The 13,236-nt window shown below is 68.0% G+C and carries 8 protein-coding genes; 3 read left to right on the top strand and 5 right to left on the bottom strand.

Annotated features, from left to right (window positions below; translation table 11 throughout):
• The first annotated feature begins 61 nt into the window (after positions 1-61).
• Entirely contained in the window at positions 62-1,504 is a 1,443-nt protein-coding gene (locus tag AZKH_RS19030) for a deoxyribodipyrimidine photo-lyase (RefSeq protein ID WP_015437425.1), read from the top strand.
• Positions 1,505-1,527: 23 nt separating this feature from the next.
• Here AZKH_RS19030 and AZKH_RS19025 read toward each other — a convergent pair whose 3' ends face one another.
• The 5 genes from AZKH_RS19025 to AZKH_RS19005 form a co-directional block, all read right to left on the bottom strand.
• The gene (locus AZKH_RS19025) at positions 1,528-7,761 is read right to left on the bottom strand and encodes an Hpt domain-containing protein (RefSeq protein ID WP_015437424.1); all 6,234 of its coding nucleotides are present in this window, start codon (positions 7,759-7,761) and stop codon (positions 1,528-1,530) included.
• A 29-nt stretch (positions 7,762-7,790) separates the two neighbouring features.
• The gene (locus AZKH_RS19020) at positions 7,791-9,926 is read right to left on the bottom strand and encodes a methyl-accepting chemotaxis protein (RefSeq protein ID WP_015437423.1); all 2,136 of its coding nucleotides are present in this window, start codon (positions 9,924-9,926) and stop codon (positions 7,791-7,793) included.
• Between the two features lie 63 nt (positions 9,927-9,989).
• Positions 9,990-10,505, bottom strand: coding sequence for a chemotaxis protein CheW (locus AZKH_RS19015; protein WP_015437422.1), 516 nt, complete (start codon positions 10,503-10,505; stop codon positions 9,990-9,992).
• Positions 10,506-10,511: 6 nt separating this feature from the next.
• On the bottom strand, positions 10,512-10,877 hold the full coding sequence (locus AZKH_RS19010) for a PleD family two-component system response regulator (RefSeq protein ID WP_015437421.1): 366 nt from the start codon (positions 10,875-10,877) through the stop codon (positions 10,512-10,514).
• 17 nt (positions 10,878-10,894) lie between these two features.
• Entirely contained in the window at positions 10,895-11,290 is a 396-nt protein-coding gene (locus tag AZKH_RS19005) for a PleD family two-component system response regulator (protein ID WP_015437420.1), read from the bottom strand.
• Between the two features lie 360 nt (positions 11,291-11,650).
• Between AZKH_RS19005 and AZKH_RS19000 the strand changes: the two genes are divergently transcribed.
• A complete protein-coding gene (locus AZKH_RS19000; RefSeq protein WP_041656397.1) occupies positions 11,651-12,598 on the top strand; it encodes a bifunctional hydroxymethylpyrimidine kinase/phosphomethylpyrimidine kinase in 948 nt (315 codons plus the stop codon).
• Positions 12,591-13,220: a thiamine phosphate synthase gene (gene thiE / locus AZKH_RS18995; protein ID WP_041656396.1), complete on the top strand. Its 630-nt coding sequence runs from the start codon at positions 12,591-12,593 to the stop codon at positions 13,218-13,220. Before AZKH_RS19000 ends, thiE begins: the two co-directional genes overlap by 8 nt.
• Positions 13,221-13,236 lie beyond the last annotated feature (16 nt).

Raw genomic sequence — 13,236 nt, 5'->3', positions numbered from 1 at the left:
AACGTGTGCGATCGGCCCGCGACGGGTTGGTCTTGTGTTGGATTGGAGTCCGAGTTTGACGATGGATGCCGCTGCGCTGGTTTGGTTCCGGAGAGATTTGCGCTGTTTCGATCACGCGGCACTGCATCACGCGCTGCGGCGTTTTGCGCGGGTGCATTGCGTGTTCGTGTTCGACCGCGAGATCCTCGATGCCTTGCCCCGGCGCGAGGATCGTCGCATCGAATTCATCTGGCGCAGCATTCGGGAGCTCGACGCCGAGCTCGACCGCCTGTCGCGGCAGGCGGGCGGAGCGGGGGCTGGGCTGATCGTGCGGCACGCGCGGGCCGACGAGGCGGTGCCGCAGCTGGCGAGCGAATTGGGTGTGGCGGCCGTGTTCGCGAACCGGGACTACGAGCCGGCGGCGATTGCGCGTGATCGTCGTGTGGCGCAGCGGCTCGTCGAAGCCGGGATCGCGTTCGAGGATTTTCGTGATCAGGTGATTTTCGAGCGCGACGAGCTCCTGACGCAGGCCGGAGCACCGTACAGCGTCTTCACGCCCTACAAGAATGCGTGGCTCGCCCGATTCGACAGCGCGCGGATGGAGGCTTTTCCGATCGCCGAGGCTGCAGCGGGCTTGGCGCCGAAGGCGGATGGGGAGCGCATTCCTGAATTGGCCGAGATTGGCTTCCTTCCGACCAATCTGGGCCAATTGCGCCTCCCGGCGGGGATGTCCGGCGGGCGGGCCTTGCTCGGGGATTTCGTCCGCCGCATCGGGGACTATGCCGAGGCGCGCGATTATCCTTCGCGCAAGGGCGTGTCCTACCTCTCGACTCATCTGCGTTTCGGCACGCTGTCGATCCGTGAGCTTGCGAGCCTTGCGTGGACGGAAGGATCGGCGGGGGCGCAAACCTGGCTGTCGGAACTCATCTGGCGGGAGTTCTACCAGATGATCCTGTACCACCACCCGCGGGTCGTCGACGCGTGTTTCCGCCCCGAGTACGACCGTATCGTGTGGGACGATGCGCCCGAACTCTTTGCGGCGTGGTGCGAGGGGCGCACCGGCTATCCCTTGGTCGACGCGGCGATGCGGCAGCTCAATGGCACGGGCTACATGCACAACCGCTTGCGAATGGTGGCTGCGTCTTTCCTGACCAAGGATCTCGGGATCGATTGGCGACGCGGCGAGCGTTACTTCGCGGCGCAGCTGAACGATTACGACCTGGCGGCGAACAATGGCGGATGGCAGTGGGCGGCCTCGACGGGCTGCGATGCCCAGCCGTATTTCCGCATCTTCAACCCCGTGACGCAATCTGAGCGCTTTGACCCGGACGGCGCCTTCATCCGCCGCTACGTGCCCGAGCTGGCGCGGGTGGCGTCGCGCTACATCCATGCGCCTTGGAAGATGCCGGAGGCTGAGCAGGCGGCGTGCGGGGTCCGCATCGGTCGCGATTACCCGGCTCCGGTCGTCGATCACGCACAGGCGCGCGAACGCACGCTGCAGCGCTTCGCCGTCGTACGGGGCTGAGCCCTACGACGGCGAGCGCGGCGTCAGTCCCGCGGGGCGGCGCGCCGTTCAGTGTAGCTGCGTAGCAGGCCGAGGAGTTCGGATTCCTCGTAGGGCTTGCCGAGGTACTCGTTCGCGCCGATCTTCTCCGCGAGCTGGCGGTGCTTGTCCGCGAGTCGCGAGGTGATCATGATCACCGGCACGGCGGTCAGGCGGTCGTCGGCGCGGATGTTGCGCAGCAGGTCGAAGCCGTCCATGCGCGGCATCTCGATGTCCGACAGGATCACGTCGGGCACCGTTTCGAGCAGGTGCTCCAGCGCATCGACGCCATCCTTCGCGGTGACGACGCGATAGCCTTCGCGTTCGAGCAGGCGGCCGGTGATCTTGCGGACCGTCAGCGAGTCGTCGACGACCATGATCGTCGGCTGGTGCTGGACCGGTGCGGGCGCGACGGGTTCCAGCGGTTCGAGCGCTTCGAGTTCGCCGGCAGGGGCCTCTTGCGTCGGAGTGCGCTCGGCGAGCCCGCGGCTGGCGAGCGCCACCGGGTTGAGGATCAGCACGATCTCGCCGTCGCCGAGCACCGTGGCGCCCGAAATGCCGACCACGCGCGCGAGTTGCGGCCCCGCGTTCTTGACGACGATTTCCTGGTTGCCGCGCAGCGTATCGACGTGCAGCGCCAGCGTCTGGGCGCCGGCGCGCAGCAGCAGCACCCAGTTGAAGCGCTGTTCGACGGGCTGGCTCGCGTGGTCGCCGAGCAGGCGCGGCAGGTAGCGGTAGTTGAAGGCTTCGCCCTGCCACTCCGTGCCACCTGCTGCGCGCAGGCTTTCCAGCGCATCGGCCTTCAGCTCCATGACCTGCGCGATCATGCTCGACGGGATCGCGTAGGTGCGCCCGCCCGCGACGACCAGCAGCGCCTGCGTCACGGCGAGCGTGAGCGGCAGATAGATGCGGAACTCGGTGCCTTTGCCGCGCGCCGCCCGGATGTCGATGCGGCCGCCGACCGCGGCCGTCTCGGACTTCACGACGTCCATGCCGACGCCGCGGCCCGACACCGTCGAGACGTTGCCGGCGGTCGAGAAGCCGGGCAGGAAGATCAGATTCGTCAGGCGGCGTTCGTCGGCGACTTCGTTCGGGGCGAGCAGTCCGCTGGCGCGCGCGCGTTCGGCGATCTTGTCGTAGTCGAGGCCGTTGCCGTCGTCGGAGAGGCTGATCGCGATTTCATTGCCTTCCTGGCTGACGGCGAGCGTGATCTGGCCGATGTCGCGCTTGCCCGCGGCCTGGCGCTGTTCGGGCGACTCGATGCCGTGCGCGACGGCATTGCGCAGCAGGTGTTCGAGCGGGGCGGTGATGTGCTCCAGGACGCTGCGGTCGATTTCGATGCGGCCGCCGCGCAGGTCGAGGTTCGCGCGCTTGCCGAGGTCCTTGGCGGTCTGGCGGGTGACGCGGTAGAGACGGTCCGCGAGGCTGTCGAAGGGCACCATGCGGACCTGCATCAGCGCCTGCTGCAGGTCGCGCGACAGGCGGGCCTGGCTGTTGAGCGCGATGTCGGCCCCATCGAGGTTGCGCAAGAGGCTCTGCTGAACGGTCGTGACGTCGCCCACGCTCTCGGCCATCATCCGCGTCAGTTCCTGCAGGCGCGTGTAGCGGTCCATCTCGAGCGGGTCGAAATCGCTCTCGGCCGAGCCGGTGTGCGCGATGCGGGACTGCATCTGCATGTCGGCCTGGATTTCGACCTCCCGCAGCTGGTTACGCAGGCGGATGACGTTCTCGGTGAGGTCCAGCAGCGAGCGGCGCAGGGTGCGCAGTTCGCCGGCAATCCGGGTCCGGGCGATGCCGATTTCGCCGGCCTCGTTGACGAAGCGGTCGACGGTGTCGGCACGCACGCGCAGCGTTGCGAGCGCTCCGCTCGCTTCGGCTTCGGCTTCGGCGGGCTCCACTTCGACGGCGGTCGCCGTCGCCGTCGTCGCGGCAGCGGCCTCCTCGGCCGCCGGGGCTGCCCCGCCGCTGCCGAGCGTCGTGATCATCTGCTCGGCCTGGTCGAGGCCGGTGACGAGTTCGTCGATCAGCGCTTCCGGTTCGCGGCCGGCCGCGAGTGCCGCCTCCAGACGCGATTCGAGCTGGTGGACGTGTTCGCCCAGGGTCATCGCGCCGGCCATGCGGGCGCTGCCCTTCAGCGTATGCAGCAGGCGGGCGCTCGCCTTCGCATGGTCGCCCGGTGCGCCGCTGCTCCAGTTGCGCAGCGTGGCGTGCAGTTCGGCGACGAGCTCGTTGCCTTCTTCGAGGAAGATCGGCAGCAGCTGTTCGTCGAGGTCGTCGCGTACGGCGGGTTTCGCGGCGGGGGCTTCGGCGGGCGCTTCTGCCGCCGCGGCGGCGCTTGGTGCCGTGGCCGGCGCTGCAGCCGGGATGACCGCGGGTTCGGCTTCGAGCGGAATGGTACGGCCGATACCGTCGAGCTGTTCGACCAGCTCGGGCATGTCGAGCGGCATCAGGCGGGCGGCGACCTGCGCGAGCATTGCCTCGAGCGTCTCGTTGGAGGTCTTGAGGACTGCGGCCTGCTCGGGCGTCGGTGCGTGGGCAGTGTCGCGCAAGCGTTCCAGCGCATGCTCGAGAGCACGGGCGAGGACCTGCACGCTCATGACGCGCGTGGTGCCGGAGATGCCGGCGAGCGTGTGCGCGGCACGCAGCGGCGGCTCGCCCGGTACGAGGGTCGGGTTGGCCTCGATCCTCGCGAGTTCGCTGTGCAGGACCGACAGGTGGTGGCGGGCCTCACCGAGATAGAGGTCGAACAGCGGGCGGCTGATTTCGTTGTCGCCGACGCGGACGACATCGCGTTCCACGAGGAAGGGTGCAGCTTCTTCGATCGGTGCGGCTTCGGCTTCCTCGACTTCCGGCGCCGTCACGGTCTCGCCGAGTTCTTCGACGAGCGGTTCTTCGAGCAACTCCTCCTCGGGCTGTGCTTCTTCGAGAGCGGTCTCTTCCGTCACCAGCTCTTCCGGCAGGAAATCCGCTGCCGCGATCTCTTCCACCAAAGGTTCTTCGATCAGCGCTTCTTCGATCAGCGCCTCCTCGGCGAGTGCTTCCTCCGGCAGGACTTCCTCAGGCAGGACTTCCTCAGGCAGGACTTCCTCAGGCAGGACTTCCGGCGCGGCGACTTCTTCTGGCATCGGCTCTTCGAGGAGTGCCTCTTCCGGCACTTCGAACGCGAGGTCGATGACCGGTTCGCCGGTTTCGGGCTCGAGCAGCGGTTCCTCGCTGGGCGTCTCGATCAAATCGGAGAAGACGGGCGCCTCAAGCGAGATTTCCTCCGGTTCGAGGTCCAGTTCCGGCTCGTCCAGCGCTTCGATGGTTGCCGCGTCATACAGCGATGCGGCCGGCGGCGGACCGCTGAGATCGGTATCTTCGAGCCACTCGGGCGCCTCGCCGAGGGGCTCCTGCACCGCTTCGGTCGCGACCGCGGGCGGTTCGGCTGCGGGTTCGGTTGCCTCGGGCGCAAGCGGTGCGAGATCCTCAAGGGAAAACGCTTCCTCCAGAACGATTTCTTCCGGGGCTTCGGAGGCGGCTTCCTCCAGGCCGATTTCTTCGAGCGAGGTTTCGTTCAGCCAGTTGTCGTCGAGCGAGGTTTCCTCGAAGGCGGGTTCTTCGAGCACCGACTCGTCGAGCGCGGCCGCTTCGAACTCGATCTCCTCGGGAACTGCTTCGGGAAGGACCTCTTCGACCGCGCCTTCTTCGAGTGGCGGAACGATTTCGACGGCAGGGCCGGCGAAGGGGAGGATTTCGCCGCCTTCGCCGAGTTCCAGCGCGGCGAATTCCAGCGGCTCGGCTTCGGTCGCAAGAGGGGCTTCGGCTTCCGCAATTGCCTCGCCGGGCTCCGGAGCCGCGGCCGGAGCGATCGTGATCGCTGCGGGTTCAATGACGGCTGTTTCGCTGCTGCGTAGCCGTTCGGCTTCGGCCATCAGGGCCGAGACGTCGGGGGCGTGAGGTTCGCCGGCTTCGAGGGCGTGCACCCAGTCGCCGAAGACGTGATGGGCGGCATCGACGAGATGGTGCAGGGCCGGGGTCGGTGGCCACTCGAGCTGCAGCCAGCGGTTGAGCGTCTGCTCCAGGCCCCAGGCCGATTCGCCAAGATCACGCAGGCCGACCATGCGGCCGCTGCCCTTGAGCGTGTGGAAGCCGCGGCGGATGGAGCGCAGGTGTTCGATCGAGTCGGGGGCGGTACGCAGCAGCGCGAGCTCTTCGCCGACGGTGGCGAGGACCTCGTGGGCTTCTTCGATGAAGATCGCCAGCAGTTCGGCGTCGACGTCCGCGGCGCCGGTGTCCGCCACCTTTGCGGGTTCAGGCGGGGTGGGCGTCGGAGCCGGTGCGGGGACGGGCTCCAGGAGCGGGACCGCTTCGAGCGGTTCTTCCTGCGCCGCTTCGAGCGTCGGGACTGCGGATGCGAGAGGCGCGACGACGGGGGCTTCAGGCTCGGGCGTGACCTGGATCGGGGTGATCGCTTCCGGTGCCGGGGCGGGTTCGAGGGCGACGGGCGCCGGCGGCGCGCTCGGTGTGGCCGGCCGGGCGGTTTCGATCGTGATTGGGGGGGCTTCTTCGGCGGTGACGGCCGGTTGCGGCGCGAGCGGGGCGAGGAAGCGTTGCAGGGTCGCCGGGCCGCGTTGCAGCGCTTCGACGTAGAAACCGAGTGCGGACAGGCGCTGGGCGAGGCGTTCGAACTGCCCCGGTTGCGGTGCGGCGTCGGTTTCGGCGAAGCGGGCGATCGTCGCGGCCGCGTCATGGACCAAGGCGATCGCTTCGGCGTCGCCGACGAGCGTCAGGGCGCCTTCGATCTGCTTCAGCGGCTTGGCGAGGCCGGCGAGCGGGGCGCGCTTCGCCTGGTTGCGGAAATAGTCGTCGAGGATCTGCTCGACCTGCGCGAGGCTCGACAGGATCTCGCGCGAGACCTGGCCGAGGGCTTCGCGTTCCTGCTGGCGGCGCGCGGTCTCGACCGTGGCCGAGTATTCGGCCGCGGCGACCTGCTCGCCGCGCATCAGCGCGTCGAGGCGGTTCGCGGTGTCGGCGGCCTGGGTCGAGAATCCCGCATCGGGGGCGCCGCGCTGCAGCGCGCTGTCGGCCAGGAGCAGGGCCGTGGCGACTTCGAGCGCGATCTGGTCGTTGATACGCAGCGGATCCTTGCGCACCCAGCCGACGAAGTCGCCGAGGGCTGCAAGGAGGCGGTCGAGGGCCGGGCGGCCGAGTTGCCTGGCTTCGGCGATGAGGTCGGCGAGGCGGGTTTCGAAATGCGGCAGGGCTGCGGCATGGCCTTCGGAGAACTCGTCCCAGGCTTCCTTGCTTGCGACCATCGCGCCCTGAAGGGTCTTCAGCAGGGCCGCGAGCGGGGTCGCGCTGACGGAGGCGCCTGCCTCGGGAATCAGGGCGTCAAGATGCCAGGTGGTGCGCGCCGCCTTTTGCTGGGCACTCCGGGCAGGTGCCTGCGCGGTCCAGTACAGCAGTTCGCGGATCAGCCGCTCGGGAACGGCGCCCGGCGTATCGGCGAGGCGTTTCAGTTGCGCGTCGAGCTGGGAGCCGAGCTTCTTGATTTCCGGCTGGGCCGGGAGGTCGCCGTTCGCGAGGGCTTCGAGGAAGCCTTCGGCGGCATACCAGAAGTTGATGATCGGCGTGCCGGTGTGCAGCGCTTCCATCCCCTGGACGGCGTTGAGCATCGCCGTCGGGCCGGCGGCGTCGCCGGCCGCGCGCAGCCACTGCAGCAGTCCACGCTGGAACTGGGCACGGAGCGTACGCAACTGGTTCTGGCGCGCCTCCTCGGGCAGGTCGCTGCTCGCGATCTCCCGCCTGGGGGGGCGCTGCGACAGGTCGGGGAAGAAGAGCTCGGCGGGCGACACCGGGTCGGCGCTGCGGATCGCGTGGATTTCGCGATACAGCGGCAGCAGCCGCAGAGGCTGGTCGGGGGTGCCGTGGACGAGCTCTTCGAGGTAGTTCCCCATCGTCGCCAGCGCCCGCCGGGCGAGCTTCAGCGTCGCCTCGTCGGCCGGGCGTTCGCCGCGCGCGACCGCCGCCAGCGACAGATCGAGCGAGGTCGCGAACTGAGCGAGTCCGTCGAGCCCGACGATCGAGATGGCGCCGCGCACCTGGTGCAGGTGGGTTTGCGCAAACTGGATGCGGGCCGGCGCATCGGGCGCGCCGGACGCGAGTTCGAGTGATTCGTCGGCCCGCGCGAGCGCGAGGTCGATTTCGTTCTTGACCCACGTGAGCGGGCCCAGATCCAGTTCGTTGGGGTGCGTCATGGCTGGTTCCCGAAGCTGCTGCTGCGCCGTCAGACCTTGAAGCCCGAGACCGAGCCTTTCAGCTCGACCGCGAGGTCGGCGAGCTGGCCGACCGACACCGCGGTCTGGCGCGTGCCGTTCGCGGTCTGCTCGGTAATCGCGAGGATTTCCTTCATGCCTTCGGCCACGCGCGTCGCGGTGGCCGCCTGGTGCTGGGTGTCGCTGGAGATCTGTTCGATGAGGCGGGCGGTTTCGGTCGAGACGTCGCCGATCTCCGACAGCGCCTGGCCGGCGGCGTCGGAGAGCTGCGCGCCCTCGACCACGTCGCGGGTCGCGTTTTCCATCGACGCGACGGCGTCCTTGGTGTCGGTCTGAATCGTCTTCACGATCGCCGCGATCTGCTTGGTCGCTTCGGCGGAGCGTTCCGCGAGGCGCTGCACTTCTTCCGCAACGACGGTGAAGCCGCGTCCCGCTTCGCCGGCGGAGGCTGCCTGGATCGCCGCGTTGAGCGCGAGCACGTTGGTCTGTTCGGTAATGTCCGAGATCAGTTCGACGATTTCACCGATCTCCTGCGAGGATTCGCCGAGGCGCTTGATTCGCTTGGAAGTTTCCTGGATCTGCTCGCGGATGCCGTTCATGCCCTTGATCGTGTTCTCCACCGCGCTCGCGCCCTTGCGTGCCGAATCCAGAGAGCGGCGTGCGACCTGTGCGGAACGCAGTGCGCGCTCGGACGACTCGGTCATGCTGCGGGCCATCTGTTCGACGGTGTTTCCGGCGTCCTCGATCGCGTGCGACTGGCGTTCGGTTGCGCTCAGGAGTTCGGTCGAGATCTTCTGCGCGGCCTCGGTCGCGAGCGTCACGCGGGTCGCCGCGTCGTTGATGCGTCGCACGAGCACGGAGAGTTCCTCGATGGTGTAGTTCACCGAGTCCGCGATGGCGCCGGTGATGTCTTCCGACACCGTGGTGCGCACCGTCAAGTCGCCGTCGGCGAGATCGCCCATTTCGTTCATCAGGCGAAGGATCGCCTGCTGGGCCTGGTTGCGTTCGCTTTCGGCGCTGCGCTGCTGCTGTTCGGCTTCCTGCTGGCGGGAGGCGAGTTCGCGGTTGTTGAGCTTCGCCATCGAGGACAGCACCATCAGGCCGAGCACCGCGGCGATCGCGATGCCGATGGTCGCGCCGCTGAGGCCGCTATAGGCGTTGTTGAGCGCGGCAGAAAGTTTGCGCGCGTTGTCGGTGAGCTTTTCGGAGTCGTTGAAGATGTCGCGGCCGGCGGTCTTCGCCTGGACCAGCGCCTGGATGTTGTCGAGGATGCGGGTGACGGCATCGAGCGTTTCGCCGGAGCCGGCTTCGAGGGCCTGCAGGCGGCGGCGCGCCTCCGGGTCGGCGGTTCCTGCGCGCAGATCCGCGAGCTGGGCGGCGAGGACCTTGGCGTCCTTGCCGAGCGCGAAGGCGATCTGCGGGTCGATCGTGTTCGCGACGAGCAGGGCGTTGGCGTTCTTGGCGATGCGCTGCGTCAGCATCACGGCGCTGCCGGTGGCGGCGATCTCGCGCGCGTTGCCCGACTGCTGCTTGAGCTGGGCGAGCTGCTCGGCCTGCTCGAAGAGTTCCTCGTCGCGCTTGTTGATCGCGGCGACCGATTCGTTCAGCGCGAGCAGGTTCTTTTCCTGCGCGATCAGCTGGCTGGCCTTTTCGGCCGTGGGGCGCCAGGTCGTCGCGAGCGCCTCGATCTGTTCCTGCGCGGCGCGGGGGGCGGGCCGCACGTCCTTGTCGTCGATCGTGCCGCCGTTGGTCAGCGCGTCGAGCAGTTCGTTGAAGCGGCGCGTGCCGTTGCGCAATTCGGCAAAGGCTGCGGCGTTGCCCTGCAGCGACAGCTGCGTCGCCTTGGCGATGCGCTGCGTGAGGGTTTCCATCTCTCCCGCGGCGGCAATGACCGAGGTGGCGTTGGTCGATTCGCGGAACTGGTAGAAGAGCAGGATCAGGCCCGCGATCGTGATCAGCGCGAAGACGAAGGCCAGCGCCCCGAGCTTTTCGGCCGCGGTGCGCGGTTTGCCCGCCTCCGCCTTGCCGGCCCGCGCATCGGCGACACGCCGCACCGGCATGTCTTCCATGATGGTCGTGGCGATCGGGGGGTCTTCCGGGTCAGCCTTCTTCTTGCTGAAGTTCAGCGTCGGAAGCTTGAGGGCCATGGTGTGTGCTCCGCGAGATCGGATGGGTGGTTATTGTTCGGATGCTTGGGCCGGGCCACGGGCTTATTCGAGCCCCGCCTGCAGGAAGCCGCGGTGCGAGAGCAGCCGCGGAACGTCGAGTTTGAGCCAGACATGGTCGCGCGCGTCGCGCAGGCGCGCCTGCACCCACGGACGTTCGTCGGCGCCGCCGGCCGTGTCGGGCTGGAAGTCGTCGGGGCTGCGCAGCCCCAGTGCACTCGATATCAGCAGCGCGCAGTTCACCCCGTGGCGCACGCCGACGAGGAGTAGGCGCGCGCCGCCGGTCGCCGGCGTCAGAGGGCCGTGCTGGAAGGCCGCGAAATCGACGACGCTGAAGAGCGTGCCGCGCACGTTGGCGAGGCCGCGATACCAGTCGTAGGTCAGCGGCACCGGGGCGAGCGGCGGTGGCGGCAGGATTTCGCCGCTGTCGGTGAGGTTGATGAGCCAGTTCTCGCGCCCCGCGCGGACGCCCAGCAGGGCGCGCCGGTCGCCGCTTTGCGCTTCGGCGAAGCGACGCACCAGGTCTTCCTGGAATTCGCGCAGGCTCAGTCGCTTGGCCATCGGTGCTCAGCCCAGGGCCTGGATGCGGGCCAGCAATTCGTTCGGATCGACGGGCTTGACGAGATAGTCGTACGCGCCCTGGCGCATGCCCCAGATGCGGTCCGTTTCCAGTCCCTTGCTGGTGCACATGATGATCGGGATGTTGCGCGTCGCGTCGTCGCGCGAGATCGTGCGGGTGGCCTGGTAGCCGTTCATGCCCGGCATCACGACGTCCATCAGGATCAGGTCGGGCATCTCGCTCTTGCTGCGCGTGATCGCGTTTTCCCCGCTGTCGGCGGTGACGACCTGGTAGCCCTTCGCGGTGAGCAGTTCGGTCATCGCCAGGCGTTCGGTCGGCGAATCGTCAACGACAAGTATCTTCTTGATCGGCATGGCGTGTGCGGCTCCGGTCAGTGGTCTTGTCCGGAACTGCGTCCGGCGTGGGTGGCGACCGCCTTGAGCAGGCTGTCCTTGGTGAAGGGTTTGGTGAGGTATTCGTCCGATCCCACCATGCGGCCCCGGGCGCGGTCGAAGAGCCCGTCCTTCGAGGACAGCATGATGACCGGCGTCGCGGCGAGCTGCGGGTTCTTCTTGATCAGCGCGCAGGTCTGATAGCCGTCGAGCCGCGGCATCATGATGTCGACGAAGATCACGTCGGGGTGATGGTCGGCGATCTTGGCGAGCGCATCGAAGCCGTCTTCGGCCAGCAGCACCTGACAGCCCGACTGCGTGAGAAAGATTTCGGCGCTGCGACGAATCGTGTTGCTGTCGTCGATCACCATCACCTTGAGTCCGGTTAGATCCATGTCTTCAATCCTCGGCGTCGGGGCGGTGCCGAATATGGTGTTTGCATTGTCCGGCGGGTTTTCGTACCCTTTCCGTTACTTCGCCAACGCGTTCAGGGAACCGGTCGGGATGTTCGGATGTCATTTTCCGGACTTTTTCTCGTCATTTCTGCCGGTGCTGCGGTCGAGTCTGCGCTCGCCCGAGAAAGGTCCCTTTCTTCACCGCGCCAGGCCATGCCATCGGCAGAAACGCCGCGGGAGTGGCGAGTTGGCCATCGGTAAGCATGCTCTGGGCGAATTGGCTGTAAAATCCGCCGCATCTTACCGCATTTTTCCTGCCGTGCCAGATCAGGCGGCGCTGTGCTTTCGGCAGACTCCATCATGTCCATCGGTTTACACGATCTTCCCCCTTCCGTGCTGGCCTTCGCGGCCAGCGATGCCACCGGCGGCGACGGCCTTCAGTCGGATGTCCTGACACTGGCGAGCATGGGTTGCCATCCCTTGTCGGTGCTCGCGGCGGTGATCGTGCGCGACACGCGTGGCGTCGAAGAAGTGCTCGCCCTTGATTCCGAGGCAGTGGCTGCGCAGGCGCGGGCGCTGCTCGAGGACATCCCGGTGCGTGCGTTCAAGCTGGGCATGGTGGGAAGCGTCGAGAACGTGGCGGCGATCGCCGAAATCCTGTCCGACTACCCTGACTTGCCGCTGGTCGTCGCGCCGTCGCTGGGCTTCGTCGATGGCGACGAGTCGAGCGGCGAGGATCTGCTTGCGGGGATCGCGGAACTGGTGCTGCCGCAGACGACGGTGCTCGTCGCGAGCCGCGACGAAGTGCTGCAGCTCGCGGCGGTCGCGCCGGATCCGGAGCGCTTCGCCGCGAGCGAAGGCGAGGACGAGGAGGACGACGCGGAGCTGTTCGGCGAAGAGGACGAGGGCGGGGGCGGGGGCGAGCTCGCCGACGCCGACCTGTCGGTCGAGGACGCGATCAATCATCTGCTCGCGCTGGGCGTGCGCTACATCCTGCTCACCGGCACGAGCGAGCCGGGGCCGCAGGTCGTGAATGTGCTCGTCAATAGTGACGGGCCGGTGCGCACCGATGCCTGGGACCGGCTGCCGGAGCGTTTCCTCGGCGCGGGTTCGACGCTGGCGGCGGCGCTGGCGGCGGCGCTCGCGCACGGCATGGAAGTGCCCGAGGCGGCGCGCGAGGCGCAGGAATTCACGTGGCAGGCTTTGTCGGCCGCCTACCGGCCGGGAATGGGGCTCGCGCTGCCCGATCGCCTGTTCTGGGCGCGGCCGGAAGATGAAGCGGCAGCGGAAGCGAAAGGCGATGACTGAACGCAAGCTGCGCGGGCTTTACCTCGTCACGCCCGATCTCGCCGATACGGCGACGCTCGTCGAATTGGCTCGGCGCGCGCTCGAAGGCCGGCCGGCGCTGCTGCAGTACCGCAGCAAGCAGCCCGACGCGGCGCTGCGGCGCGAGCAGGCGGCAGCACTCGTGCAGCCATGCCGCGACGCGGGCGTGCCGTTGATCGTCAACGATGACCTGCAGCTCGCCTTGGCGATCGGCGCGGATGGCGCGCATCTCGGGCGCGACGATGGCGACATCGCGGCGGCGCGTGCGGCGCTCGGGCCGAAGCGAATCCTCGGCGTGACCTGCTACAACGAATGGGCGCGGGCCGAGACAGGCCTCGTTGCCGGTGCGGACTACGTGGCGTTCGGTGCCGTGTTTTCGTCGCCGACCAAGCCTGCGGCGGTGCATGCGCCGCTCGCGTTGCTGACCCGTGCGCACCTCGAACTTCGCTGCCCGGTCGCGGCGATCGGCGGGATCACGCTGGAGAACGCATCCGCCGTTGTTGCGGCCGGCGCGGATCTGCTCGCGGTGATTTCCGATGTCTTCGACGCGCCCGATCCGGGGGCGCGCGTGGCGGCCTATGCCGCCTTGTTTGAACCGGTCTGAGGTTTCGGCTGGCGGC

Origin of the sequence: Azoarcus sp. KH32C (assembly GCF_000349945.1) — a bacterium.
GTDB lineage: Bacteria > Pseudomonadota > Gammaproteobacteria > Burkholderiales > Rhodocyclaceae > Aromatoleum.
This window is presented reverse-complemented; position numbering and strand designations above follow the sequence as displayed.